Source organism: Veillonella sp. CNR 79/14 (assembly GCF_003992185.1).
Taxonomy (GTDB): domain Bacteria; phylum Bacillota; class Negativicutes; order Veillonellales; family Veillonellaceae; genus F0422.
The window spans coordinates 194,229-220,532 of sequence record NZ_RQVH01000003.1 but is presented as its reverse complement, the minus strand read 5'-3'; the positions used below and the strand labels follow the sequence as shown (position 1 = coordinate 220,532).

Genomic DNA, 26,304 nt, shown 5'->3' with positions numbered 1-26,304 from the left:
GATAAGAAAGGAAATCAACGAATGAAAAGCAAACTAGTTGGAAATATATGGTGGAAAGTTGTGGTATGTGGCGTGGCGATGGCCACTTTCACAGGTGCTGTAGGTATGGCAGAAGATATAGAGGCAAAACCTAAAATTACATTCATAGGACAGCAAGGAATGCCAGTAGGTATGCCCGTTCCTGTAGGGGAACACTATACAGATAGTAGTCTACGTGCAAAAGGTGAGGGAATAGAAAATATACCGAACCATACGTATATTAGTAGTCGGGCAGGGCATTTTCGTTTTACCATTCCTTGGGCAGTACAAAGTCTTACTTGGATTGATAAGGTAGTACCTACAGATAGTGGGCATGTAGTAGGGGTTCTGTTGCAATTAGACAAAGATGTGAATGTGATGGTTACACGTAGAGATAATGTACCGCCGAAAGGAGTATCTCAAGAACAGTGGAATACTACCTGGTATGACCAGCCTATCCAAGGTATGACAGATGCGAAGTACATGGAGATTTGGCGTCGAAACAATCTACATACTTTTAAAAAGCACACAATATCTGAAGGAGGCCTTCTATCTCGAGAAGATATGACAGCGGTTCGCTGGGATAGATTTGAACAGCCTACACAGGATGGACCCTATGTAAGGTTCACCATTGATATGATTATGAAAGAGGATCCTACACATCGATACTTGATGGAGGTAGAATATGATGATATTCATAGATATGATTTGCAGACCTTGTTGCACTTATTAGATGATTTTGTGTATATGGAAAATGATGAAAGTAAAGAAATAACACCTTCTCATCGATTAAGTGAAGATCCATCTAGCATGCATGATCAACTTCCTAAAGAACTTGTTTCAGGGAATTCTATGTCAGCTTTAGATGTAACTACCCTTGAAGGCCTATACCATGAAGAATTAGTACAAGGCAAGCCATCGAAGCGTATACAGAAAGAAATACGAATTACCGATGAAGGGATTACCTCTGAATCCACTTGGGATGATAACATTATAACTGAGGCTAGGATTCTCCGGTCTGGACAGATAGGGCTAGAGAGAAAGTAATGAAATGTATAGGCTATATATTGGTATAGATATATGCTGCTAGAACAAGAACAGATGGTGCATTTAGAGCTTTTAGATAGGCATCTTTGAAAAGAATCTTATACGATACACTCTTGATTTATGAATTTTGCCTATATATAATGTGAGTAGAGCAGTTCAGTTATATACTTTTGAAATGAGGTGTATAGAGATGGGGACGCATTTACAATCAATGGAATCTATGCCAGAGTATGAAGAGTTTTGTATTTGTTTAGGCAGAAAAATTGCTTGGGTTAGACGTTGTCAGGGACTTTCACAAAAAGAGTTATCTAAACGATGTGGTATTAGTCCAAGTTATTTAGCAAAAATTGAAGGTGCTAAAGGTTCCTTAGGGACATCTGTGCAGGTGTTGTATTTGATCGCCAAGACTTTGCAGGTTGATGTGGCAACTTTGGTGTGTCATGATGAAATCGATTACCAGCGGGTACGGATGTACAAGATTAAGCGACGAGTCATGGGATATGAATCGAATCAGTTGCACTAACTGGATGGAAATTAGTTTGTGTTCTTAGATATCTAATTGATAATATAATTATTATCAAAAACTATATTGAGAAGTAATAATTGAGAATATCGGCACCTATAGTTATTTTTTGTATATATAGTTGAATACAAATGATAAAATCTATCAAATAGCGCAATATATAGGTTCAGCGATACAAAAAATGCAACATCAATTGTAAAAATTGGATACAAAAAGTATAGACAAGTATTTGACAAGACTAAAAAAACGTGCAATAATGAGAATATAAAAAAGGTAAGTACCTTAGTTAAATGATAATCATAAAGTTAGCGAATTCTATTTTTTTATGGAGGTGTCTCATGCGCGTTATTGGTGATGCATGCATTAAATGTGGTTCTTGTGCTTCTGTTTGTCCAGTAGGAGCAATTTCTGAAGGCGAAGTTAAATACGAAATTAACGATACTTGTATCGATTGCGGTTCTTGCGAATCCGTTTGCCCAGTAGCAACAATCACAGCTGAATAATTCAAGCAAATAACAAACCCCGTAAACATACGTGTTTACGGGGTTTTCTCATTTTTGATTTGCTCTATTACTTGTTTTGCTTGTGTATGATTCTGTCAAAATCAGAGAATACTTTCTGCGTACGATTAAATTCTTTATACTCAGTAACTGCTTTCTTATCAGCTTGTAGTTTTGAAATATGCCCTTTATTAGTGAGCACTTCGTATTCGTTAAAAGATAGGAATTTGTGGTTTATCTCTATCAACGGCATTATAAATAATTTCAGCTGCAGTTTTGTCTGTGATAGCATAATGGAATTTGTTTTGCACCATAGCGTAAAATTGGCGGGTGAAAGGATCCTGTACATCGTAATCAATGGAGCATTCTGCGAATATATCTGTAATTTGTTGATAGATTTGACGTTCGCTTGCTCGAATGGATTGGACTTTGCGTAGGAGTTCTTTAAAATAGTTTTGACCGAAAGGAGTACCATTCTTCAACATATCGTCGTTGAGGGCAAAACCTTTCACAATATATTCACGCAATACCTTTGTAGCCCAGATGCGGAATTGTGTAGCCTCTTTTGAGTTTACACGGTAGCCAACAGCTATGATGGCGTCTAGGTTGTAGAAAGTGATGGTGCGAGTTACTTTTCTGGTACCCTCTAAGCGAACTATTGGAAATTTTCCAATAGTTGACTCTTCTGATAATTCTTCAGAATCAAATGTTTCTTTTAAATGGTAATTAATGGTGGATATATCAACGCAAAACAACGTTGCCATATCTTTTTGTGTCATCCAAAATGTTTCGTCTTTAAATAGAACATTATATTACATCTTATAAGAGGGGCAAAGTCAAGAAGAAATGGGATACATTTATATAGAGGCAGAGATATCTAAAGTATTAGGGGTAAAGTGATTTTGCAAGTCTATTAAATCCATGAGATAATAGAATAAATAAAAAATCGCTGTTGGTTTACTGGCACGACGATAACATATAAATAAACACTTAAGTGTTAAAGCAGTGTTAAAACAAACAGTAAAGTAAGTAGTAAGGTTACATATTATAATTTCATAAGGAGATACGATGGAACGCATTTTTAAACTACAAAATTTGAATTGTGCCAATTGCGCTAGCGTGATTGAAGCAAAATTAAATCAACTAGAATCTGTGTCAGCAGCAACTTTCACGCTTGGCACCCAGCAATTGCGCATTACCTCTAGTATAGAAGATACAGATATGTTACGAGATCAAATCCAAGCGGTGTGCGATGCTACGGAAGATGGTGTAGTAGTGGTACCATTTGTGCGTGCACCTAAAAAAGCACAACAAGTAGAGGATGACCATGAGCATAATTCTAGTTTAGCGGGGATTATTATAGGCGCTATCGTGATAGTGGTAGCAGAGTTTACAAATTGGGTGCCAGAGCAATACCTGACTCCATTATTAATTGTAACCTTTGTTATATTAGGTTGGCGCATTGCATGGGCAGCGATTAAAAATGTTATGAAAGGTAAATTCTTTGATGAGAATTTCTTGATGTCCATTGCCACTATCGGCGCTTTAATCATTGGTGAATATGTAGAGGCTGTTTGGGTTATGTTGTTCTTCCAAGTAGGGATTTATTTTGAGGAACGTGCTACAGAACGCAGTCGTAATGCGGTTATGGATGCAGTGGATCTTCGTCCAGAAGAAGTGCGTTTAATCGTTTGTGATGGTAGCGTGCAGGTGGTGAATCCAGAAGATGTACAAGTAGGGTCTCATATCGAAATTCGTCCTGGTGATCGTATTCCATTGGATGGCCGTATAGTAGAAGGTACTACGCGTATCGATACAGCAGCGGTAACTGGTGAACCAGTTCCAGTGAGCGCTACCGTAGGTACAGAAGTGATGTCTGGGTGCATCAATGTGGATGGGCGTATTGTCTTAGAAGTAACGCATGAATTAAAAGATTCCATGGTTATGCGCATTCTTGATGCTGTAGAACATGCAGCGGCATCGAAACCAAAGATTGATCGTTTCATTACTCGTTTCTCTCGCGTATATACGCCAATTGTAGTGGCATTGGCGATTATCGTTGCCGTAGTACCTCCTCTATTCACAGGAGAATGGCAATATTGGATTTATACAGCTTTAACGTTTTTAGTAGTATCTTGCCCATGTGCTCTTGCATTGTCTGTGCCTTTGGCATTCTTCTCTGGTATCGGTGCTGGCTCTAAACAAGGTATCTTGTTCAAAGGTGGTAAAGCGATCGAGGCTATGAACCGAGTGAAAGCAATTGCTTTCGACAAAACTGGTACTATCACAACAGGCACTTTCAACGTACAAACAGTAGAAGTAGCTGGTACTTATACAGATAATGAAGTGTTGCAATATGCAGCGGCTCTAGAAGCTGGTTCTACACACCCGATTGCTATGTCCATTGTAGAAGAAGTACAGCGTAGAGGAGTAGAGTTTAATACGGCTAAGGATGTAAAAGAAATCTCTGGTCATGGTATGGTAGGCATTGTAGAAGGCCATACCGTATTGGTTGGTAATGGTCGTTTATTAGAAACAGAACATGTAACGGTACCAACCATTGAACATGTATATGGTAGTGAAGTGTTCGTAGCTATTGATGGTCAATATGTAGGTCGTATCGTCATTGCCGATGCTGTGAAAGCGGATTCTAAAGAGGCTATCCGCCGCATGAATGGCAAAGGATATCATACAGTGATGCTCACAGGTGATGTACAAGCTAGTGCGAATCACATTGCCCAAGAAGTAGGTATCCAAGGTGTGCGTGCCGAGCTATTACCACAAGATAAACTGGAGGTTGTCCAATCTCTTCGTAATGACTATGGCTCTGTTATGTTCGTAGGTGATGGTATCAATGATGCACCTGTATTGACAGGTGCTGATGTAGGTGGTGCTATGGGTAGTGGTGCAGACTCTGCCATCGAAGCAGCAGACGTGGTATATATGAACTCCAACCTAGATTCTGTATGGCGTTCCTTAAGTATTGCAGAACGTACCTTGTCCATTGCATGGCAAAATATTTTCTTCGCCATTGCTGTAAAAATTATCGTTATGGTGGCTGGTGTATTTGGCTTTGCAAATATGTGGGTGGCAGTTTTTGCAGATACAGGGGTATCCATTCTTTGTATCTTTAACTCTGTCCGTATTTTCTACAGTAAATAGTATAAGTCCTCCTGCTAGCATGTATGCCCAACTATGTAGCAGGAGGCATTGTGATATCTTCCCTACTTGTAGTTATACAAGATATATATCACTACATAACAACTATACAGCGAAGAGGACTTGGCCATTAGGCTAAGTCCTCTTTGTCGTGTAGGGAGATAGTCTACCAACTCATTTTGTCCTATAACCCTGAAAGCCAGCAGAACATAGGGACTGCTGGCTTTTGTGTATAGATCTACTTGTGTTGCTTTAGAAGTAATTTATCTTTTTGTGTCATCCAAAATGTTTCGTCTTTAAATAGAACATTATATTACATATTTTCTTCTCCTGATTGGTAGATTTGGTTATAAAAACGATTTATTTGCAAGTCTATTAAATCCATGAGATAATAGAATAAATAAAAAATCGCTGTTGGCCTACTGGAACGACGATAACATATTGTTATAAAGATGCGGTTCGAATTCGCATACAGCGCTCTAAGTACTAGGGTGCTTTTTTATTATCGAAATGAGATAAAACTAGGGATAAAAAAATAATAAATAAATATGTAATCATATGTTGACAAAATAGAATTTTGTAGATATAATGAATATATGAATGAATACTCAATCATAAAATATATGTAATATATCAATAAAAAGGAGTTACTATGGAACGCATTTTTACATTACAAAATTTGAACTGTGCAAATTGCGCTAGTGTCATTGAAGAAAAATTAATTCAACTAGAATCTGTGTCGGCAGCGACTTTTACAATTGGTACGAAACAATTGCGAATTACCTCTACTTTAGAAGATATGGATGCTTTGCAAGAACAAATTCAAGCGGTTTGTGATGCTACAGAAGATGGTGTTGTGGTGGTACCATTTGTACGAGCGGCGAAAAAAGCAAAGCAAGATGATCATGACCATGAACACAATGCAAGTTTATCTGCCATAATCGTTGGCGCTATCGTGATGGCAGTGGCAGAGCTTACGAATTGGGTACCAGAACAATATATGACTCCATTGTTAATCGTAACATTTGTTGTATTAGGATGGCGTATTGTATGGGCAGCTGTTAAAAATGGTATGAAAGGTAAATTCTTTGACGAGAATTTCTTGATGTCTATTGCTACTATCGGTGCTTTAATCATCGGTGAATATGCAGAGGCTGTAGGTGTTATGTTGTTCTTCCAAGTAGGGATTTATTTTGAAGAACGTGCTACAGAGCGCAGTCGTAATGCGGTCATGGATGCAGTGGATCTTCGCCCAGAAGAAGTACGTTTAATCGCTTGTGACGGTAGCGTACAAGTTGTAAATCCAGAAGATGTACAAGTAGGATCTCATATTGAAATTCGCCCTGGCGATCGTATCCCATTGGATGGTCGCGTAGTAGAAGGCACTACACGTATCGACACAGCAGCGGTGACGGGGGAACCTGTTCCAGTGAGTGCCACAGTAGGTACAGAAGTGATGTCTGGTTGTATTAACGTGGATGGTCGCATTGTCTTAGAAGTAACTCACGAATTAAAAGATTCCATGGTTATGCGCATTTTAGATGCTGTGGAAAACGCAGCAGCATCCAAGCCAAAAATCGACCGATTCATTACTCGTTTCTCTCGCGTATATACGCCAATCGTAGTGGCATTGGCGATTATCGTTGCCATAGTACCTCCTCTATTCACAGGAGAATGGCAATATTGGATTTATACAGCTTTAACATTCTTAGTAGTATCTTGTCCATGCGCCTTAGTATTATCTGTGCCATTGGCATTCTTCTCTGGCATTGGTGCTGGTTCTCGACAAGGTATCTTATTTAAAGGTGGTAAAGCAATCGAGGCTATGAGCCGTGTGAAAGCGATTGCATTTGATAAAACTGGTACCATCACAACTGGTACTTTCAACGTACAAACAGTAGAAGTAGCTAGTGGCTATACAGAAAACGAAGTGTTGCAATATGCAGCAGCCTTAGAAGCCGTATCTACACACCCAATTGCGATGTCTATCGTAGAAGAAGTACAACGTAGAGGGGTAGAGTTTACTACGGCCAAGGATGTAAAAGAAATTTCCGGTCACGGCATGGTAGGCAACGTAGAAGGTCATGCTGTATTAGTCGGCAATGCTCGTTTGTTGGCGAAAGAAAATATTGCAACCCCATTGATTGATTATGTGTATGGTAGTGAAGTATTCGTAGCTGTTGATAGTCAATACATAGGCCGTATCATCATCGCTGACGCTTTAAAAGCTGATTCTAAGGAAGCCATTCGTCGCATGAACGGCAAAGGATATCAAACAGTGATGCTTACAGGTGATGTGGCAGCTAGTGCAAAGTATATTGCTCAACAAGTAGGTATCCAAGGAGTGCGTGCTGAGTTATTACCACAAGATAAATTAGAAGTGGTACAGTCTCTACGTAATGATCGTGGTTCTGTTATGTTCGTAGGTGATGGCATCAACGATGCGCCTGTATTGACAGGTGCTGACGTAGGCGGTGCTATGGGTAGTGGTGCAGATTCTGCCATCGAAGCAGCAGACGTAGTGTACATGAACTCTAACCTAGATTCTGTATGGCGCTCCTTAAGTATTGCGGATCGTACTTTATCTATTGCATGGCAAAATATTTTCTTCGCTATTGCTGTAAAAATCATCGTTATGGTAGCAGGTGTATTTGGTTTTGCTAATATGTGGGTAGCTATCTTTGCAGATACAGGGGTATCCATTCTTTGTATCTTGAACTCTATCCGTATTTTCTACAGCAAATAACATAACCCCTCCTGCTAGCATGTACGCCCAACTATGTAGCAGGAGGCATTGTGATATCTTCCCTCCTTGTAGTTATACAAGGCATATATCACTACATAACAACTATACAGCAAAAAGGACTTGGTATTAGGCCAGGTCCTTTTTGTTGTACATGGGTATCGTATTTACCCCTATACATTGATTGAGTGGAAACAGTAAAAGATTGTTAGAAACTTTCACGAGAAATCATAAAAAAATTGACGAATCGGCCTCGATTGATTAAGATAAAGGGTAGGGTTATTAAGACGTTAAGGAGGTGTCACATGTTAACGGTACACAAACACGTAGAGGGGGAATTATTTACAGATTCCACTGTACAAGATGCTACAAAAGGTTCATGGATAAATTTGGTGAACCCAGACCCCGATGAGTTGGCTATCGTCAATATGATGACACAGATTCCAACGGACGTACTGAAAGCAGCTTTGGATACGGAAGAACGGTCTCACGTAGAAATTGAAGATGAATACATTTTCGTCGTTATTAACATTCCGGTACTGCGCGGTTCTGATGTATATGATGCAGTACCTTTGGGTGTATTTGTGACAGAAGATTTCTTTATTACCATCTGTTTAGAAGAAGCAGAAGTGCTATATCCGTTCTTGAGCAATCAAATGCCAACCTTCTATACTTTTAAAAAGACAAGATTTCTGTTCCAAATCATGTATCGCACAGCGGTACTATATTTGCGATATTTACAACAAATTGACCGCCGTACGGATGACATTGAAAAAACATTACGACATACGACACGGAATAAAGATTTGTTTCAATTGTTGGAATTACAAAAATCCATGACCTATTTTACCTCCGCACTGCGTGGTAATGGTACGGTAATGGAACGGATTTTACGCATTCGCCGCCATGATGATGTGCGATACTTATTAAAAATCTATGAAGAAGATGAGGATCTATTAGAAGATGTGATCATTGAGAACAAGCAGGCTGTGGAAATGGTTGAAATGTATTCTAATATTTTGATGAATATGATGAATGCCTTTACATCCATTATTTCTAACAATTTAAACTTAGTTATGAAATTATTGGCAGCCATGACAATTATGTTAGCTGTACCAACGGCCATCTTTAGCTTGTGGGGTATCAATGTACCGGTGCCATTTGCTGATATGGAATATGGCTTTGAGTATGTGATTGGTATTGGTATAAGCTTTGCAGCCCTGGCAGGCTATTGGCTTTGGAAAAACGATTTCTTTTAATTGCATAGTAAAATGGAACACACCTAAGGGGCTCCCTGGGGTGTGTTTTCTTATGTCACGATTCAGGTTAATTATGAAAGTTTCTTATATCTATCTTTAAAAGTCATTAATATTATACAAAATGAATAAAATTACTATATAGATATTTTTCAATTTGTGTAAAAACGATGATTTAAAATGATATAAATCACAGATAAATAGCTAGAAATGTACACTTTCAAACAAGTATGCACTCCATGTCTTGCAATATTCACATTAGTCATTTGACTTTTTTGATAAAAGAAATTAACATATTTATGTAATATCTATAATATAGTTGGGCGTAGATATTGACTATGAATACCTTAAATAAGGGAAGAATATTTTGGGGGAGATATTGCTAAAAGTTGTATAGGGTTATGGGCAAGATGGAGCAAGATTGTCTAAACTATAGCCCTTGCTAACTTAATGTAGATCCACCCAAAGGGTGGTTTTTTCTTTTGGGTATTTATTGAAAATATGAATGCATGCTCACTAATTTTAAGGGAAGGATGTGGATGATTGAAAACTATACTAAGTAAGGTGTCACAATTGCTAATTACATTAATTGGTGTTACGTTTCTGACGTTTTGCTTGACCTACATTGCTCCTGGGGATCCAGCTTTGATGGTGTTAGAAGCAGGGGACACTATTGTGTCGCAGGAAATGATTGAGGCTACACGAAAAGAGATGGGCTTAGATAGGCCATTTATGGAACAGTATGTGCACTGGGTAGCAGGTGCCGTACAAGGTGACTTGGGGATTTCCTATTCAGGGAAAAAACCAGTGACCGACAAATTATTAGAAGGCTTGGGCGCTACGGCTTTATTAGCAGTGTCAGCCTTTGCACTAAATGTACTCATTTCCATACCAATGGGGATTTATTCGGCTGTGAAAGCCAATAAACTGCCAGACTTTATCATTCGATTCTTTGCTTTTGTGAATGTATCAATGCCTAGTTTCTGGTTAGGCATGATTCTGCTGTACATCTTCGGTTTTAAATTGCACTTGGTGCCGATTGCTACGTCGGCAATCAGTTTTAAAGCTTTGATTTTACCGGCTATCACATTGGCTTGCGTTATGTCTGCAAAGTTTACGCGCCAAGTGCGGACTGTCATCATTGAAGAATTGCATCAAGATTATGTGATGGGGGCTCGTGCACGTGGTATGAGTGAATCTCAAATTTTGTGGAAACATGTATTGCCCAATGCTATATTACCATTGATAACGATCATGGGTATGCATGTCGGTTGGCTCTTGGCAGGGGCTGCGGTGATTGAAATCGTATTCGCTTGGCCAGGGATGGGTAAAATGGCAGTCTATTCCATTGCCATGCGTGACTATCCGTTGATTGAAGGCTTCGTATTATGGGTAGCTCTCATTTATACAGCCGTCAACTTCTTAGTAGATTTGTCCTACTCTATATTAGATCCACGGTTGAAAGGGAGGGGATAAGATGAAAGAATTTATTTTGCAACACAAACGCTTTTCTTTCTACTCCCTCTTAGTGGCTATCGTAGTAGGAATTGCTATATTTGCTCCCTATATCACACCACATGATGCGTTCAATGCAGATATGTCAAAAGCTTTCTTAAAGCCCTCTGCGGAACATCTGATGGGGACAGATAAATTAGGGCGTGACACGTTCTCCCGTATCATTTATGGTACACAAACTTCCTTGTTCATGACAATGATTCTAGTAATTCTAACAGCCATTGTTGGTACAGTAGTGGGAATTTTGTCTGGATTTTTTGGAGGTAAAGTAGAGCTTGTATTGATGCGCTTTACAGATATTATGTTATCCTTTCCAGGGGTGGTATTGGCCATTGCCATTGCCGGCATTATGGGTGGTAGCGCCATCAATGCTATCTTGGCTCTCGTGGTGGTGAGCTGGGCGAAATATGCACGAATGACCCGTTCTGCCGTGATCAAACTTCGCCATAACGATTTTATTGCGGCAGCCAGAGTGAATGGAACAAAACAAATGACCATTTTATGGCGCCATATTTTACCGAATGTTCTGCCTCTGATTGTTATCACAGGGGCTATGGATATTGGGACTATGATGATGGAAGTTGCGGGACTTTCCTTCTTGGGCTTTGGGGCACAGCCTCCGACGCCAGAATGGGGTTTAATGCTCAATGAGAACCGTCAATATATTTTATCGTCACCAGAATTGATGTTATATCCAGGGATGGCCATTTTCATTGTGGTGACCATCTTCAATTTATGGGGCGATTCGCTGCGGGATATCTTAGATCCACGTAGTAAAGATTCACATTAATGTGTTAGTAGTTAAGTTTTATAGAAAGGAACTTAAGATGAAACAAAGTTGGAAAAAATGGCTTCGTAATGCTACATTTGGTGTTATGGCAGTAGCGGCGTTAGGTGTGATGGCAGGTTGTGGTAACGACAATGCGGCACCAGCTGACAAAAGTGTGTTAAAATTTGGGGTTACAAACTTCGCAGACACATTGGAGACAACACAAAACTACTTCGGTTGGACAGTTATGCGTTACGGTATTGGTGAAACATTAGTTAAATTCGATGAAAAAATGAATACACAACCTTGGTTGGCGGAAAGCTGGTCTGTATCTGACGATAAAATGACTTGGACTTTTAAAATCAACGACAAAGCTAAATTCTCCAATGGCAATAAAGTGACTGCTGAAGCGGTAAAAGCATCCATTGAGCGTTCGTTTGAGAAAAATAAACGTGCTTTTACATTCTTCCAATACACAGATATCAAAGCAGAAGGTCAAAACTTGATTATCACTACTGATAAAGCCTATCCAAATGTGCCTGGTTTCTTGGCTGACCCATTATTTATCATCGTAGATGTGTCCGCTGAAAAAGCTGGCCGTAACTTCGCGAAAGAAGGTCCTATCGGTACTGGCCCATACAAAGTGAAATCCTTCACTAAAGAAAAAGCAGTGGTAGAGGCTAACGAAAACTACTGGGATGGGGAAGTTCCTTTCAAAACGGTAGAATTCCCATCCATCGATGACCCTACAACTCGTGCCTTAGCATTGCAAAACGGCGACGTAGATGTGGCAGTTAACATCGCTGCTGGCGACATTGAAACTTTGCGTAATGACAGCAAATTCAACGTAGAAGAAATGGCATCCTTGCGTACAGTATTAGCTCGTATTAACCAAAAAGGTGTATTAGGTGATCCAAAAGTGCGTGCTGCCTTTATCAGTGGTACTGACCGTAAATCCTACAACGAAGTATTGCTGAAAGGTACTTTCATTCCTGGTAAAGCTCCAATTCCACCAAGCTTGGATTATGGTTTCGATGAGTTGAAAGACCCTAATGCATACAATCCTGAACGTTCCAAACAATTGTTGGCAGAAGCTGGCTGGAAAGATACTAATGGAGACGGTTATGTAGATAAAGACGGCAAAAACTTAGAAGTACGTTTCGTAGTTTACAACAGTCGTCAAGAGCTTCCAATCTATGCAGAAGGCGTTCAATCCGATATGAAAAAAATCGGTATTAAAGTAAATATTGAAACTGTTGACTATAATTTACTAGATAAAATGGGTATCGATGGCGACTATGACTTGTTGATTTCCAACACCATAACAGCGAACACTGGTGACCCAGAAATCTTCTTGAAATGGTACTGGAAAACTAACTTGAATGGTGAAAACCCTCAAAATGGTTCTGGTTACAGCAATCCTAAATTCGATGCCATCATGGATCAATTAGCAGTTGAATTCGACAAATCTAAACGTCGAAGCTTAATTATCGAAGCACAACAAATCTTATTGGATGATGGTGCGGCATTGTTCTTAGGTTACGCTAAAGCAAATATTGTCAATAAAAATTGGTTAACAAATGTAGTGATGTACCCAACAGACTACTACTGGTTGACGAAAAATATTAAACCAGCAAAATAATCCTTTGTAGATGTCCGCAACAATCGGGAGGCACTGTGCCTCCCCTTGTTGCATGTAGCAGTAACTTTCAGTACCATACTCACGAAATAGTCAGAAAGGATCTATATGTTACTTAGTATTAAAAATTTAGCCGTTACCTACGGAAATAATTCAAATCCTACGATTGCAGGGGTTAACTTAGATCTAGCAGAAGGGGAGATAGTTTCCATTGTGGGGGAGTCCGGCAGTGGTAAGACAACGGTCATCCGTGCATTGCTAGGTGTATTACCAAATACAGGTCGTGTGTCTGAAGGGAGTATTACCTTTGATGGGCAAGACTTATTAGGGTTTTCCACAAAGGATTGGTTGGATTTGCGGGGCAATCACATTGCTATGATTTTCCAAGATAGTGGCAATATGATGAATCCTATCCAAACGATTGGCAAACAATTTGTAGAGTTCATTCAATTGCATAGCACGATGTCTAAACAAGAGGCAGAGGCAAAAGCTATCGAAATGTTGGCGCTCACCAATTTGCCACATCCTGAGGCCATCATGAAGTCCTATCCATTTGAACTCAGTGGTGGTATGCGCCAACGTGTTGGGATTGCCATGGCCATCACATTCTCTCCTAAGTTATTATTGGGAGATGAACCTACATCAGCCCTAGATGTAACAACACAAGCGCAAATTGTAGAAGAATTATTGCGCATTAACCGTGAAAATAAAACTTCCATGATTATTGTCACTCATAATATTGGCGTAGCAGCTCATATGTCTGATAAAATCATGGTGATGAAACAAGGGGCTGTGGTGGAATATGGTCCAGCTGAGGAAATCATTCGCAACCCACAAGCGGAGTATACGAAACAATTACTCAATGCTGTGCCAGAAATTGGAGGAAAACGCTATGTCTGAGATTATTATGCAAATTCAAGATATTGTGAAAGAATTTCCTCTCGCTGACGGTTCTACCTTGCGTGCATGTAATGGCATTTCTATCGATGTAGAGCGAGGCGAAACCTTAGCTATCGTAGGGGAGTCTGGGTGTGGTAAGTCTACCTTGGTGAAGACTATTATGAATATGCATGCGCCTACATCTGGCTCTGTTATTTTCCGAGGTAAAGATATTACGAAATTAACAGGTGAAGAAAAACGCCAAAATTATCGTCATATTCAAATGGTATTCCAAGATCCAACAGCCGCTTTCAATCCGAAGATGAAAGTGCGTGACATCATTTGTGAACCATTGCGTAACTTTGATCTCATTAGCAAAGCAGATGTAGATGCGAAAGCTAGAGAATTGTTAAAAATGGTAGATTTACCAGAAGATTTTGCAGACCGATATCCGAATAATATGAGTGGCGGGCAACGGCAACGTGTGGCTATTGCTAGAGCATTAGCATTAGAACCAGAAATTATCGTTTGCGATGAAGCCACGAGTGCTCTAGATGTATCTGTACAAGATACAATCATCGAGCTATTGGTACGGTTACAAAAAGAAAAAGGCATTACCTACCTATTTATTTGCCATGATTTGGCATTAGTCCATTTATTCTGCCACAAAGTTGTGGTCATGTATAAAGGGGAAGTGGTAGAACGCCTGAATGGAGATGCCTTAGCAGAGGCGCAGCATCCGTATACAAAACAATTGTTAAGTGCGGTTTATAATTTAGAGCGCTAATCTATGGCTAACATTATTTTTCATTAGATGAATAGATTGTTTTGTAATATAACATAAATTGTATGAATAAGATATATTTGTGCTATATGAACATACTTTGATATAATAAACGTATCAAATGGTGTATGAAAATGTTTCAAGAGGAACACCTAGGTGTTCCTCTTTTTTTGTGAGGGTAAGATGGAAGAACGATTGACCTACAAAGAGTATTTAAAAGTGACAGTTCCATTTATGATTTCTACCGTGACACAACCTTTATTAGGGGCCGTGAATACGGCTATTATGGGGCATATGGATAATGCTATGTACATCGCTGCAGTAGCATTAGGAGTTATCTTATTTAATAATATGTATTGGCTCTTTGGATTTTTGCGGGTGGCCACAACAGTTTTTTCTGCACAGGCTTTGGGAGAACAATCGAAGGAAAGTGCATCCTTAAGTTTTTTTCGGCCTCTCATCATTGCTTTACTTATCAGTGCCGCTTTTATCGTGGGATATCCTTGGATATTTGATTACTATGCAAGTTTTATGCATCCCGACCCAGAGGTGATCGCTTTGATGGCGGACTATACAGATATTTTAATCTGGGGAACTCCTTTTGTATTGGTCAATTATGTTACGTTAGGCTGGCTTATGGGACAGATGATGATTCGCGCCACTATGATCATGCAAATCTCCATGAATGTGTTGAATATTGGTTTGTCCTTTCTCTTTGTATTTGGCTTTGACTTTGGAGTAAAGGGGGTGGCTTGGGCCTCTTTGATTTCCCAAATCTATGCGTTCTTAGTAGGCCTAGGTGCTATGTACTTAGTTCGTGAACGGTTAGACCTAACACCCCATATATGGAATACCTTAAAACGAGTGAAACCCTTCCTATCTATCATGAAAGTCAACACAGACCTTATGCTTCGTACATTTTGTTTGTTGACTATCAACAATTTGTTTGCCAAAGCAGGCAGTGCTATGGGCAGTGATGTATTAGCGACGAATGCGGTGATTTTGGAGATTATCTTTATCATGGCATACTTCACAGATGGACAGGCGAACGGAGTCAGCGTATTTACTGGAAAAGCATTTGGAAAACGTGACTTGGTGCTTTGGAAAGATACGTTGAAGATTTCCCTGCAATGCTTAGCGGTATATGTGGTTATTGTAGAAATCGTGCTGGGATTATTCCGTAATGATATCATTATGGTTATGACCTCAGTACCAGAGATTTACACGATGGCCTTGGAATATTCCCATTATCTATTGCTCTATCCTATCTGTGCGGCAGTAGGATTATTATTATATGGTATGTATAATGGCATCGGTCAGACCGCATCTATCCGGAATATGATGTTCATTGCAGTGGTCTTCTTTGTAGGCATGCAAGAATTACTGATCCCTCCATTCGGTAATGACGGCATATGGATGACCTATGTGCTCACGTACCTATTAGAATCTATCATTTTAGTGCTGTTCCTTCCATTGGCAAAAAAACGGTTTTCCTTGGCGGTCTAATATGTTTCTAATGAAAATTGTTGTTTTACAAAATAGCGTAATCGATAGTAGATGGATGTTTTACATTCTAGTCGGCACAACAATATGCCATAAAGAATATCTTAATGACAATTAAAAACATATACAGTTGATATTACTACAAAAAGGCGTTACCGATGAGCGAATTTGCTTAAGGTAGCGCCTTGTTGCGTTTGTTTATGGTATTAATGTTGATGTTCCAAAATCAATGGTTCTGTAATATGGTAAAAGTATCGTGACATGTCTTCAATGGAATACTCTCGACCAGTTTCCAGCCACCAAAGAACCATTTCTACAAAAGATCCTGCAATGTGATTAGAGATAAAATCATGAGGGATATTGTTGTGTGGACAAGTTTGATTGTTTAAGAAATGACTTTGGATGAGTTCTTTCAGACTGCTCTTGAAATGACGTAGGAAGAGTTCGTTACTTTCACAGGAAAGAAGACCCAAAATATTATTATCGTTGTCCTCTAAATGCTGCAAGATATGGAGGAAGATAGCTTCCTTGATGTGGCTGTTTTTATATAAGCCATGAGCATGGGAGAAGTCTGATGCAGTGTCGATAATATGAGAGAATAATTCGTGACAGAGCGCTTCTAATAGATCTTCTTTTGTTTCAAAGTGTGCGTAAAATGTACTACGGCCAATGAGGGCTTCATCGATAATGTCTTGCACGATGATAGCATTATAATTTTTATGTTCTAAAAGCCTAACAAAGGCGTCGAAAATAGCTTTTCTAGTTTTCATTTGTCGTTTATCCATAATTCCTCCTTACATATATGAATCAAACAAAATGAGATACTTATTCAATATAGGATACTTTTCTATATATGTTTCGTAAATAACAAAATAGAAAAAGTGATTCTTGTCAAATCTTTTAATTCCACTATACTAATAGTATATCATAAGTGACAAAGTGTTTCATATCTTTGTTATTATGAAAGATAGTTTAGATTTTAACTGAGAGCATCTACTACAAAGACTGGGTATAGTGATGACTTTCAGCCGTATAAAGTAAGAGATTAGAGAGGATGTGTTCTTATGTTAGAACGAATTGATGCGATTATGAGCAGTACTGCTGCCACCGTAATTACAGGAGCCATGTTTTTAGCCGTTGCACTACATACAACGGTTGATGTGTCTAGTTGGATTCATACATCTTGGACTGCAATTTTGACATACCACGCTGGCTTATAGTTGTAAAATGAATTTTCTTGTGGTATACTAATCTTATAATTGAATAAATTCGATATAATATATCGATTCGATGAAAGGAGTATACTATGAAAGAAATTTTAGGTTTCCATTTACATCATTGTCCATATTGCGCTAACGCATTCCGCGCTATCGAAGAATTGCAAGCAGAAAACCCTGCGTTCAAAGAAATCAAAATTAACTGGGTAGAAGATCAAGATGCTGTAGAATTGTTCAAAACACATCCATACGAATACTATCCAAATTTGTGGTTTGATTTGGACAAACAATATGAGGCACAACCTGGTGAAAGCTACGAACAAACAAAATCTTTAATCAAAGCAGTGTTTGAGAAAGCGATTCAATAATCGATTTTACTTTCATTAAAAATACTATATAATAAAAGCAGATGCTATGATGCATCTGCTTTTTCTTGATGTAATCACAGATGTTAAAGTCTTGCGTGAGGAGGATATATGTTAAATTTTGTGGCCTTAGATTTTGAAACGGCTAATGAAAGTAAGAATAGTGCTATTTCCTTAGCTGTGGTGACTGTGGAAGATGGGCGGATCACAAAACGTGGCTATAGTTTAATCAAGCCCCCAGTGATGCAGTTCAACCAAGAGTTCATTGGTATCCATGGTATCCAACCGGAAGAAGTGTTGAATAAGCCTACCTTTGATCAGTTGTGGCCGGCGATTTATAATAACCATTTAAAAGGTAAACTGTTAGTAGCACACAATGCGAAGTTCGACATCGACGTGTTACGTGCCACCTTGGACCACTACAATATTGAATGGCCTGATTTAGAATATACTTGCACCGTCCGCATCACACGAAAAGTATGGCCTGATTTAGTGAATCATAAGTTGAATACCTTGGGCGGATTCTTAGGTATCAAATTTAACCATCACAATGCCTTGGACGACTCTGAAGTATGTGCCAAAGTAGCCATTGCAGCAGCGAAAGAAAAAGGTGTAGATTCCATGCGAGGCTTGTTGCATGTCATTAATATGAAAACAGACTCCTTCATCACCGATGAACGACGGGCCCAAATGGAAGTCAAACAAAGCGGCACACAAGATACCTTCTTCTAGTGAACTTTAGTATCTATTACATTTAGTCATACTACTAGTAAATTGTATTTGTATATATAAAAGTAAGAAAAATATTTAAAAAATATTTTGTATGATATGGATAGGAGTCCTACAGATATCGAAACGATACATGCCTATGATATAAGAAAAATAGAGGGGAGTTAACTACTAATTATCTTTGGAAGAAAAGATAATAGTAAATATACTACATTATCCCATTCTCCCTCCGAATAAGCCCCCATATGATTTACTCATAATTTGTGCGTATTACAGGAGTTTCAATATATATTGATATCCCCAAATAAAGAAAAAACAATGCCATATTCCCCTGAACGAACATTCAGAATGCAGTGAGAGAAGGGGGATGTGGCATTGTTTTGTATCATAAGATATCAAAAAAGTGGAAAAACATGAAAAAAGATTAAATTATGAGTAAATCATATAACTTATTATTTAATTAAGTATTGAAAAAAATGTTAAAATATGAAAGAATAGGTATGTATAAAAATTATCTTTCATTTTTTAAAGCATATAACTATAGATTGGAGGTATTCCATGTCGGAATTACGATGGAATCCTTTATTGCGGACTTGGACAATGGTCGCTTCAAACCGTAAAGCACGCCCAACGATGCCAAAGGATTGGTGCCCATTCTGCCCAGGTATTAATAAAAAAGTCCCTGCAGATTATGATGTGTTGAAATATGATAACGACTTTCCAGCCTTAACGCAAATGCCAGAGGCTCCTTATGAAGATGGTAATGACTTTTACAAAAGTCAAGAAAACTATGGGAAATGCGAAGTTATCTTATATTCTCCGGAGCATACTGCTAAATTTTACGAATTATCCGAAGATCATATTGTTAAATTACTAAACCTTATTAAAGAGCGTCATAGTGAATTAGCAAAAGATGAAAAAATTAAATATATTTATCCTTTTGAAAATAAAGGGGAAGCTGTAGGTGTGACAATGCCACATCCACATGGTCAATTATATGGCTATTCCTTTGTACCGCAGAAGCTACAAGTGGAACTAGATAGTGCGAAAGATCATCATCATGAACATGGTGAATGCTTATTCTGTAAAATGAATCAAGTTGAGAAAGAAAAAGATGCTCGCATTGTAGGAGAAAATGACTCTTTCTTAGCCTATATTCCGTTCTTTACAGATTATCCCTATGGTGTATTTGTCGTGCCAAAACGTCACATGAATTACATCACAGATTGTACTGAAAAAGAAACCAAAGATTTGGCGCATATGTTAAAAACATTAACGGAAGCCTTCGATCGTTTATTTAATATGCCATTCCCATACATGATGGTATATCATCAAAATCCTGTAAATAGCCTTGAATATGCAGGACATGAAGAATATTATCACTTTAATATTCAATTCTATCCTCCTTTCAGAGAAGCCAATAAAATTAAATACTATGCATCCTCTGAAATGGGAGCATGGGCAGCAGCGAATACAAGTGCCGTAGAAGAAACAGCACCGGAATTGCGCAAACTATATAGTGAGGTTGAACAAGCAAATGAATAAAGAAAAATTACAACAGCGTTTTCTGCCCTTCTTTGGCGAAGGTTCAGGAGAGGTGCATTGTTATTTTGCTCCAGGTCGCGTGAATGTTATTGGTGAGCACCAAGACTATAATGGTGGTCATGTATTCCCAGCGGCACTTAAAGTAGGTATTTATGGAGCCATCCGTTTACGTGAAGATAGCAAGGTACGTTTACACTCTGATAATATGGAAAAGACTGTAGTGGTTGATGTAAATGAAATTTTCCAATATAATATTGAACACGATTGGGCTAATTATCCATTAGGTGTGATTCAATTCTTAAAAGATAAGGGTCACAAGGTACCAGGTATGGACATTTATTATAATGGTAATTTGCCAGCTGGTGCAGGCTTGTCCTCTTCTGCATGTATGCTAGATTTAACTAGTTATATGTTGCTTTCAGAGTTGGGTCTAACTCCAATTGATCGTACGGAATTGGCAAAAATGGCCATGCATGTAGAATACCATTTCGTAGGTGTAAAAGTAGGCATCATGGATATGTATGCTATTGCACACGGTAAAGAAGGCCATGGTGTCTTGTTAGATTGCACGCATATGGAACGAAAACTAGTTCCTTTGAACTGGCATGGACATACTCTTGTCATCATGAATACAAATAAACAAAGAGGTCTTGTGGATTCTAAATTTAATGAGCGCAAAGGTGAGTGCGATGCAGCTCTTGAAATTATCCGCAAGCATAAAGATATCTCTGGCTTGGCATTGGCTACATTGGATGATTTAGAATCTATTTCTGATGATGTGTTGATGCGTAGAGCTCGTCACGTCATCACTGAAAATTTACGTGTATTAGATTTCATGAAAGCTTTGGAAGCCGCTGATTTAACAGGGATTGCACATTGCTTGAATGAATCTCATAGATCTTTACAAGTTGACTTTGAAGTGACAGGTAAAGAATTGGATACGATTGTTGAGTTAGCACGATCTCAAGAAGGCTGTATTGCATCTCGTATGACAGGTGCAGGTTTCGGTGGTTGTGCCATTGCCCTTGTAAAAGATGAGCATGTTGAGGCTTTTATGAGAGCTATTCCAGAAGAGTACGAGAAACAAATAGGTGTTACCCCTAGTCTATATATTGCTGAAATTGGTGATGGGGTGTATTCACTGTAAAGGAGATAGAATCATGATAAAGCCACAAATAAGCAATGATGAAATTATTTTGAATTACATCAGGCGTCATGGCCCCGTATCAAAGGCCTTGATTGCAAGACAGACCAAAATAACGCCTCCCACAGTGACTAATATTTGTACGAATTTAATTCGGAAAGGATTGGTCTATGAAGATCGTCAAGAGCGGTCTGCATTGGGACGCCCATCAATGTTGTTAGACTTTAATCATGATATTGAAACCTATTTGATTGTCCATATAAGAACACATACGATTGTCTTTTATGTGGCTACAGTAGGACGTCAAATTTTACAGCAATTAGAAACATCTATTATTGGTTGTAGTGCTGATGAAATCATGCAACATATGTATCGTGGCATACAGGATATTTTCAAAGAAGACTATAAAATTAAAAGTATAGGCCTCGTTTTGCGTGGACCTGTAGATTCAGGAAAAGGGATTTCTATTTACTCTCCTAATGGAAAATGGAATAATATTCCTTTCAAGTATATCTTAGAAGAGCGATTCCATGTGCCGGTATATGTAGAAAATGATGTTCGTTGTTTATCAACGGGTGAATATTACTATGGCAGTGGTAAAGAAATGGATAATCTCATTGTCCTTAAATTTAGTTATGGACTCGGTATATCCTTGATTTATCATGGTGAACTCTACCGCGGTTTTAACGATAGTGCTGGTGAAATTGGATATGGTGTGATTCGATTAGATGAAGAGGGCAATGAAGTGCGCTTGGAAGATATCGCATCGGAAACATCGATTCATTCCTATGTAGTGGAACAAATGGAAAAAGGCCGATATACGTCGGTACAAGATAACCCATTGGTTGTGAGCAAAGCATTTCGTGTAGAGCCTATTTATGAGGCCGCAGTAGAAGGTGATGAAGTGTGTTTAGAGGCTCTTTCAAGAGTAGGGCATTATTTAGGAATTGCTTTAGCCAATATAGCGAACTTATTTAATCCAGAGCGGATTATTTTGAGCAGTGCTATGGGTAATGCAGTAGGAGTAATGGATCCTATTTTGCGAGGTGTATTAGAACGCAATTCATACAAAGCACATACGATTAATCTAGAATATTCCGGCAATGGCTCTTATTATACATTGTTAGGTATGATTGATATTGTCAGTGCAAAACGAGCTGAAGAAGCTTGGTTACGGTAGGTACCACGACTAGATACACTAGTCTTATAGGTATATAGGATATCTAAAAGGAGGATATTATTATGAAACGATCTTGGAAAGCAGCGATGCTTGCATCTGCAGCAGTAGGTGCACTTGTGTTAGGTGGTTGCGGAAGCGATCAAGGAGCAAGCGGTGACAAACCTCAAATTGGGGTTGCTATTTACAAATTTGATGACACTTTCATGAGTGGCGTTCGTGCAGAAATTGATAAAGCTGCCAAAGACAAAGCTAAAGTGGATATCGTAGATAGCCAAAACTCTCAACCAACACAAAACGAAAAGATTGACTTATTCATCAATAAGAAGTACAAAGCAATCGGCGTTAACGTGGTAGACCGCACAGCAGCAGGCGTTATCATTGATAAAGCGAAAGCAGCTAACATTCCATTGGTATTCTTGAACCGTGAACCATTGAAAGAAGATATGGCTAAATGGGATAAAGTATACTATGTAGGTGCGAAAGCTGAACAAAGTGGTGAAATGCAAGGTAAAATCTTAGCAGATTACTTCAAAAAACATCCTGAAGCATACCATAGCAATGATGGTGTTATCCACTATGTTATGATTACTGGTGAACCAGGTCACCAAGACGCAGTACTTCGTACAGAACACTCCGTTAAAGCTCTTAAAGCAGAAGGTATGAAAGTAGAAGAGTTAGCTAGCGATACAGGTATGTGGGACCGCGTTAAAGGTCAAGAAAAAATGGCAGCGTTCTTGAGCCGTTACGGCGATAAAATTGATGCTGTTATCTGTAACAATGACGACATGGCATTAGGTGCTATTGAAGCGTTGAAAGCAGCAGGCTACTTCACAAATGGCAAATACATTCCAGTAGTAGGCGTTGACGCTACAACTCCAGCAGTACAAGCGTTGAAAGACGGCACATTATTGGGTACAGTATTAAACAATGCTAAAAAACAAGGTCAAGCTGTATTTAATCTTTCCTATGTGTTAGCTAAAGGCGAAACACCAAATAAAGACAATACAGGTTTTGATATTGTTGATGGTAAATATATTTGGGTACCTTACGAAATCGTAACAAAAGAAAATGCGGATAAGATTTTAGGTGACAAATAAGAAAATGCAGTAAGGGGGCATTTTGCCCCCTTTATTATCTGATTAGTAGGAGGAAAATGTATGGGCGAGTACATATTAGAAATGCGCCAAATTACGAAGGAATTTCCTGGCGTAAAGGCCTTGGATAATGTCACTTTCAAAGTCCGACCAGGCACCGTACATGCTCTAATGGGAGAGAATGGCGCGGGAAAGTCTACTCTTATGAAATGCCTGTTCGGTATTTATAAGCCTGATCAAGGGGACGTGGTCATTGACGGCGAAGTAGTAGAAATGACAGATTCCCGAAAAGCTCTTGGAATGGGAATTTCCATGATCCATCAAGAGTTATACCCTGTATTACAGCGTAATGTTATGGAAAATCTATGGTTAGGTCGATTCCCAACCAAAAAAATTGGTCCTTTTACATTTGTGGACCATAAAAAAATGAAAGAAGACACACTGGCCTTGTTTAATGAAATCGATGTAGATATCGACCCAGAACAATTAGCTGGTGATTTATCTGTTTCTAAGCTACAAAATATTGAGATTGCAAAAGCAGTTTCCCACCAATCTAGAATTATTGTTATGGATGAACCTACCTCTTCCTTAACGAGTGATGAAGTAGAGCATCTTTTCAAAATCATTAACTCCTTACGTAAAAAAGGAGTTGCAATTATATATATTTCTCATAAAATGGAAGAAATCCTACGCATATCTGATGAAGTAACGATCATGCGTGATGGTCAATATATAGGTACTTGGCATGCTGATGAATTAACGACAGATCTTATCATTCAACGAATGGTAGGTCGTGAAATGACTCAGTTATTCCCTGAAAAAACAAATACTCCAAGTGAAGAAGTATTACGTGTAGAAAAATTAACATCTATTCATCCACATTCTTTTAAAGATGTAAGCTTCTCTCTTCGTAAAGGTGAAGTTCTTGGTGTAGGTGGTCTAGTAGGAGCGCAACGAACAGAGGTTATCGAAGCCTTATTTGGTCTTCGTGGCATTGAATCTGGAAAGATTTATTTACACGACAAAGAAGTGCGTATTCGTCACCCTCGAGATGCGAAAAAACTGGGTATGGCATTGCTTACAGAAGAACGCCGTACTACAGGGATTTTCCCAATGCTCACCATTGTAGATAATACAACGATGGCAGCGCTACCGAAATATGAAAATAAGTTCAAACTATTAAATGACGAAAAACGACTAGACGATACAAAAGAAGGTGTGACTTCCTTGCGAGTGAAGACACCATCTACAGAAACGAAAATTCAAAGTCTTTCTGGTGGTAACCAACAAAAGGTATTGATTGCCCGTTGGTTAAATACGAATCCAGAAATCCTACTCTTGGATGAACCGACACGGGGCATCGATGTAGGGGCGAAATATGAAATTTATTCCATTATTAATGAACTAGCTAGTGCCGGTAAAAGTATCATTATGATTTCCTCAGAAATGCCTGAGTTATTGGGTATGAGTGATCGCATTATGGTTATGAGTAATGGATATATGAGTGGCATCTTGGATGCACATGAAGCGACAGAAGAAAAAATAATGGAACTAGCGACAGCTGGTTTAGTCTAGGAGGTATCGTATGAGCCAAGGTAAATTAGGAAAGTTTCTTTCCCAGAATATTATCTATTTGGTACTAGTAGTACTAGTAGCGGCTATTTCTATGTATAGCCCGAACTTTTTATCCGTCACAAGTTTTCGTGATATTTTAATTCAGTCTTCCCCACGTATTATCATTGCATTAGGTTCTGCTATGATCTTGATTACCGCAGGGTGTGACTTATCTGCAGGTCGTGTGGTTGGTTTGACGGCAGTGGTATCTGCGTCCTTAACTCAGTTGCCAGATTATCCACGTCCGTTCTTTGAACACTTACCAGAATTGCCTTTGATTCTACCAATCGTGATTGCTATCGTGGTGGGTGCTATCATCGGTTTAGTTTCTGGTGTGATCGTAGCGTATTTAAAAATCGTACCATTTATTTCCACACTAGGTACTATGGTTATTACTTACGGTATTTGTTCCTTATATTTTGATATGGAGCCGAATAATTCCCAACCGATTGGTGGTTTACGTCCAGAGTTTACACAAATTGGTACAGGCTCTTTAGACCTTGGATTTATGACGATTCCATACATTGTTATTATCGCTGCTGTGATTTCTTTAATCATGTATGTGGTATATAACAAAACAATTCTTGGTAAAAACATGTTTGCTATTGGTGGTAATCCACAAGCAGCTGTCGTATCTGGCATCAACGTAGCAGTAACACTAGTGATTATCTACGTTATCGCTGGCGCTTTGTATGGCGTAGGTGGTATCTTGGAAGCAGCTCGTACTGGTGGTGCTACTAATAACTATGGCAACATGTACGAGTTAGATGCTATCGCAGCATCTGTTGTAGGTGGTGTATCCATCACTGGTGGTATCGGTACTGTACCTGGTATCATCGCTGGTGTGTTGATCTTTACAGTTATTAACTATGGTTTAACATTCGTTGGAATGGGACCATACTGGCAGTTGATTATTAAAGGTTTGATTATTGTCGTAGCGGTTGCTTTCGACGTACGTAAATCTATGGCTCGTAAATAATCTAGAGCAGTAAGGTATTAGCCTCTGGCTTTTGCATATTTGTAAAAGTCAGAGGCTTTTTATATGTCAAAAGTCATCGATAATGTTTAAAAAATTCGATTT

At 38.8% G+C, this 26,304-nt stretch carries 23 protein-coding genes; 21 read left to right on the top strand and 2 right to left on the bottom strand.

Features of this window, described 5'->3' with window-relative positions; all coding sequences use genetic code 11:
- The first annotated feature begins 21 nt into the window (after positions 1–21).
- The 3 genes from EO119_RS02185 to EO119_RS02175 all read left to right on the top strand — a co-directional run bounded on the left by EO119_RS02185 (position 22) and on the right by EO119_RS02175 (position 2,091).
- Positions 22–1,065: a hypothetical protein gene (locus EO119_RS02185; protein WP_126940510.1), complete on the top strand. Its 1,044-nt coding sequence runs from the start codon at positions 22–24 to the stop codon at positions 1,063–1,065.
- 190 nt (positions 1,066–1,255) lie between these two features.
- Entirely contained in the window at positions 1,256–1,588 is a 333-nt protein-coding gene (locus EO119_RS02180; RefSeq protein WP_206168651.1) for a helix-turn-helix domain-containing protein, read from the top strand.
- Between the two features lie 338 nt (positions 1,589–1,926).
- A complete protein-coding gene (locus EO119_RS02175; RefSeq protein ID WP_009353470.1) occupies positions 1,927–2,091 on the top strand; it encodes a 4Fe-4S binding protein in 165 nt (54 codons plus the stop codon).
- Positions 2,092–2,300: 209 nt separating this feature from the next.
- Here the strand turns inward: EO119_RS02175 and rhuM are convergent, their stop codons facing one another.
- Entirely contained in the window at positions 2,301–2,867 is a 567-nt protein-coding gene (gene rhuM / locus EO119_RS02170) for a RhuM family protein (protein ID WP_240632796.1), read from the bottom strand.
- A gap of 289 nt (positions 2,868–3,156) precedes the next feature.
- Between rhuM and EO119_RS02165 the strand changes: the two genes are divergently transcribed.
- The 9 genes from EO119_RS02165 (at position 3,157) to EO119_RS02120 (ending at position 16,338) form a co-directional block, all read left to right on the top strand.
- Positions 3,157–5,250 (top strand): heavy metal translocating P-type ATPase, encoded by a 2,094-nt coding sequence (locus EO119_RS02165; RefSeq protein ID WP_126940509.1) that lies wholly within the window; start codon positions 3,157–3,159, stop codon positions 5,248–5,250.
- Between the two features lie 649 nt (positions 5,251–5,899).
- Positions 5,900–7,993, top strand: coding sequence for a heavy metal translocating P-type ATPase (locus tag EO119_RS02155; RefSeq protein WP_126940508.1), 2,094 nt, complete (start codon positions 5,900–5,902; stop codon positions 7,991–7,993).
- Between the two features lie 302 nt (positions 7,994–8,295).
- Positions 8,296–9,249 carry a magnesium transporter CorA family protein gene (locus EO119_RS02150; RefSeq protein ID WP_009353462.1) on the top strand — a complete coding sequence of 318 codons (954 nt, stop codon included), beginning with the start codon at positions 8,296–8,298 and terminating at the stop codon, positions 9,247–9,249.
- A 540-nt stretch (positions 9,250–9,789) separates the two neighbouring features.
- Positions 9,790–10,722 carry a nickel ABC transporter permease gene (nikB, locus tag EO119_RS02145; RefSeq protein ID WP_126940507.1) on the top strand — a complete coding sequence of 311 codons (933 nt, stop codon included), beginning with the start codon at positions 9,790–9,792 and terminating at the stop codon, positions 10,720–10,722.
- Position 10,723: 1 nt separating this feature from the next.
- Positions 10,724–11,551 carry a nickel transporter permease gene (gene nikC / locus EO119_RS02140; RefSeq protein WP_126940506.1) on the top strand — a complete coding sequence of 276 codons (828 nt, stop codon included), beginning with the start codon at positions 10,724–10,726 and terminating at the stop codon, positions 11,549–11,551.
- A gap of 37 nt (positions 11,552–11,588) precedes the next feature.
- Entirely contained in the window at positions 11,589–13,172 is a 1,584-nt protein-coding gene (locus tag EO119_RS02135; RefSeq protein ID WP_176782567.1) for an ABC transporter substrate-binding protein, read from the top strand.
- Between the two features lie 105 nt (positions 13,173–13,277).
- The gene (locus tag EO119_RS02130; RefSeq protein WP_126940505.1) at positions 13,278–14,069 is read left to right on the top strand and encodes an ABC transporter ATP-binding protein; all 792 of its coding nucleotides are present in this window, start codon (positions 13,278–13,280) and stop codon (positions 14,067–14,069) included.
- Positions 14,062–14,835: an ABC transporter ATP-binding protein gene (locus EO119_RS02125; protein WP_126940504.1), complete on the top strand. Its 774-nt coding sequence runs from the start codon at positions 14,062–14,064 to the stop codon at positions 14,833–14,835. Before EO119_RS02130 ends, EO119_RS02125 begins: the two co-directional genes overlap by 8 nt.
- Before the next feature lie 180 nt (positions 14,836–15,015).
- Positions 15,016–16,338, top strand: a complete 1,323-nt coding sequence (locus tag EO119_RS02120; RefSeq protein ID WP_126940503.1) for an MATE family efflux transporter — start codon at positions 15,016–15,018, stop codon at positions 16,336–16,338.
- 203 nt (positions 16,339–16,541) lie between these two features.
- On the opposite strand, the gene EO119_RS02115 is transcribed toward EO119_RS02120, so the two are convergent.
- A complete protein-coding gene (locus EO119_RS02115; protein WP_009353294.1) occupies positions 16,542–17,120 on the bottom strand; it encodes a TetR/AcrR family transcriptional regulator in 579 nt (192 codons plus the stop codon).
- Between the two features lie 279 nt (positions 17,121–17,399).
- Between EO119_RS02115 and EO119_RS08095 the strand changes: the two genes are divergently transcribed.
- The 9 genes from EO119_RS08095 to mglC all read left to right on the top strand — a co-directional run bounded on the left by EO119_RS08095 (position 17,400) and on the right by mglC (position 26,202).
- On the top strand, positions 17,400–17,555 hold the full coding sequence (locus EO119_RS08095) for a hypothetical protein (protein ID WP_009353348.1): 156 nt from the start codon (positions 17,400–17,402) through the stop codon (positions 17,553–17,555).
- An 86-nt stretch (positions 17,556–17,641) separates the two neighbouring features.
- Positions 17,642–17,920, top strand: coding sequence for a hypothetical protein (locus tag EO119_RS02110; RefSeq protein WP_009353288.1), 279 nt, complete (start codon positions 17,642–17,644; stop codon positions 17,918–17,920).
- 108 nt (positions 17,921–18,028) lie between these two features.
- Positions 18,029–18,649 carry a 3'-5' exonuclease gene (locus EO119_RS02105; protein WP_126940502.1) on the top strand — a complete coding sequence of 207 codons (621 nt, stop codon included), beginning with the start codon at positions 18,029–18,031 and terminating at the stop codon, positions 18,647–18,649.
- A gap of 555 nt (positions 18,650–19,204) precedes the next feature.
- The gene (galT, locus tag EO119_RS02100) at positions 19,205–20,191 is read left to right on the top strand and encodes a galactose-1-phosphate uridylyltransferase (protein ID WP_126940501.1); all 987 of its coding nucleotides are present in this window, start codon (positions 19,205–19,207) and stop codon (positions 20,189–20,191) included.
- A complete protein-coding gene (locus EO119_RS02095) occupies positions 20,184–21,338 on the top strand; it encodes a galactokinase (RefSeq protein ID WP_126940500.1) in 1,155 nt (384 codons plus the stop codon). Before galT ends, EO119_RS02095 begins: the two co-directional genes overlap by 8 nt.
- Before the next feature lie 13 nt (positions 21,339–21,351).
- On the top strand, positions 21,352–22,515 hold the full coding sequence (locus tag EO119_RS02090; RefSeq protein WP_126940499.1) for an ROK family transcriptional regulator: 1,164 nt from the start codon (positions 21,352–21,354) through the stop codon (positions 22,513–22,515).
- A gap of 62 nt (positions 22,516–22,577) precedes the next feature.
- Positions 22,578–23,612 (top strand): galactose ABC transporter substrate-binding protein, encoded by a 1,035-nt coding sequence (locus EO119_RS02085; protein ID WP_009353273.1) that lies wholly within the window; start codon positions 22,578–22,580, stop codon positions 23,610–23,612.
- Between the two features lie 60 nt (positions 23,613–23,672).
- Complete coding sequence (locus EO119_RS02080; RefSeq protein ID WP_062401480.1) at positions 23,673–25,184, top strand: sugar ABC transporter ATP-binding protein; 1,512 nt, start codon at positions 23,673–23,675, stop codon at positions 25,182–25,184.
- 10 nt (positions 25,185–25,194) lie between these two features.
- On the top strand, positions 25,195–26,202 hold the full coding sequence (mglC, locus tag EO119_RS02075) for a galactose/methyl galactoside ABC transporter permease MglC (protein WP_009353422.1): 1,008 nt from the start codon (positions 25,195–25,197) through the stop codon (positions 26,200–26,202).
- The last annotated feature ends 102 nt before the right edge of the window (positions 26,203–26,304 follow it).

What these genes read in the sequence shown, in the direction of transcription:
- EO119_RS02080 (WP_062401480.1), top strand. Translation starts at nt 23,673, where the DNA reads ATGGGCGAGTACATATTAGAAATGCGCCAAATTACGAAGGAATTTCCT.
- EO119_RS02180 (WP_206168651.1), top strand. Translation starts at nt 1,256, where the DNA reads ATGGGGACGCATTTACAATCAATGGAATCTATGCCAGAGTATGAAGAG.
- EO119_RS02110 (WP_009353288.1), top strand. Translation starts at nt 17,642, where the DNA reads ATGAAAGAAATTTTAGGTTTCCATTTACATCATTGTCCATATTGCGCT.
- EO119_RS02135 (WP_176782567.1), top strand. Translation starts at nt 11,589, where the DNA reads ATGAAACAAAGTTGGAAAAAATGGCTTCGTAATGCTACATTTGGTGTT.
- EO119_RS02120 (WP_126940503.1), top strand. Translation starts at nt 15,016, where the DNA reads ATGGAAGAACGATTGACCTACAAAGAGTATTTAAAAGTGACAGTTCCA.
- mglC (WP_009353422.1), top strand. Translation starts at nt 25,195, where the DNA reads ATGAGCCAAGGTAAATTAGGAAAGTTTCTTTCCCAGAATATTATCTAT.
- nikC (WP_126940506.1), top strand. Translation starts at nt 10,724, where the DNA reads ATGAAAGAATTTATTTTGCAACACAAACGCTTTTCTTTCTACTCCCTC.
- EO119_RS02125 (WP_126940504.1), top strand. Translation starts at nt 14,062, where the DNA reads ATGTCTGAGATTATTATGCAAATTCAAGATATTGTGAAAGAATTTCCT.
- EO119_RS02165 (WP_126940509.1), top strand. Translation starts at nt 3,157, where the DNA reads ATGGAACGCATTTTTAAACTACAAAATTTGAATTGTGCCAATTGCGCT.
- EO119_RS02155 (WP_126940508.1), top strand. Translation starts at nt 5,900, where the DNA reads ATGGAACGCATTTTTACATTACAAAATTTGAACTGTGCAAATTGCGCT.
- galT (WP_126940501.1), top strand. Translation starts at nt 19,205, where the DNA reads ATGTCGGAATTACGATGGAATCCTTTATTGCGGACTTGGACAATGGTC.
- EO119_RS02095 (WP_126940500.1), top strand. Translation starts at nt 20,184, where the DNA reads ATGAATAAAGAAAAATTACAACAGCGTTTTCTGCCCTTCTTTGGCGAA.
- EO119_RS02130 (WP_126940505.1), top strand. Translation starts at nt 13,278, where the DNA reads ATGTTACTTAGTATTAAAAATTTAGCCGTTACCTACGGAAATAATTCA.
- EO119_RS08095 (WP_009353348.1), top strand. Translation starts at nt 17,400, where the DNA reads ATGTTAGAACGAATTGATGCGATTATGAGCAGTACTGCTGCCACCGTA.
- rhuM (WP_240632796.1), bottom strand. Translation starts at nt 2,867, where the DNA reads ATGACACAAAAAGATATGGCAACGTTGTTTTGCGTTGATATATCCACC.
- EO119_RS02105 (WP_126940502.1), top strand. Translation starts at nt 18,029, where the DNA reads ATGTTAAATTTTGTGGCCTTAGATTTTGAAACGGCTAATGAAAGTAAG.
- EO119_RS02150 (WP_009353462.1), top strand. Translation starts at nt 8,296, where the DNA reads ATGTTAACGGTACACAAACACGTAGAGGGGGAATTATTTACAGATTCC.
- EO119_RS02185 (WP_126940510.1), top strand. Translation starts at nt 22, where the DNA reads ATGAAAAGCAAACTAGTTGGAAATATATGGTGGAAAGTTGTGGTATGT.
- EO119_RS02115 (WP_009353294.1), bottom strand. Translation starts at nt 17,120, where the DNA reads ATGGATAAACGACAAATGAAAACTAGAAAAGCTATTTTCGACGCCTTT.
- EO119_RS02175 (WP_009353470.1), top strand. Translation starts at nt 1,927, where the DNA reads ATGCGCGTTATTGGTGATGCATGCATTAAATGTGGTTCTTGTGCTTCT.
- EO119_RS02090 (WP_126940499.1), top strand. Translation starts at nt 21,352, where the DNA reads ATGATAAAGCCACAAATAAGCAATGATGAAATTATTTTGAATTACATC.
- EO119_RS02085 (WP_009353273.1), top strand. Translation starts at nt 22,578, where the DNA reads ATGAAACGATCTTGGAAAGCAGCGATGCTTGCATCTGCAGCAGTAGGT.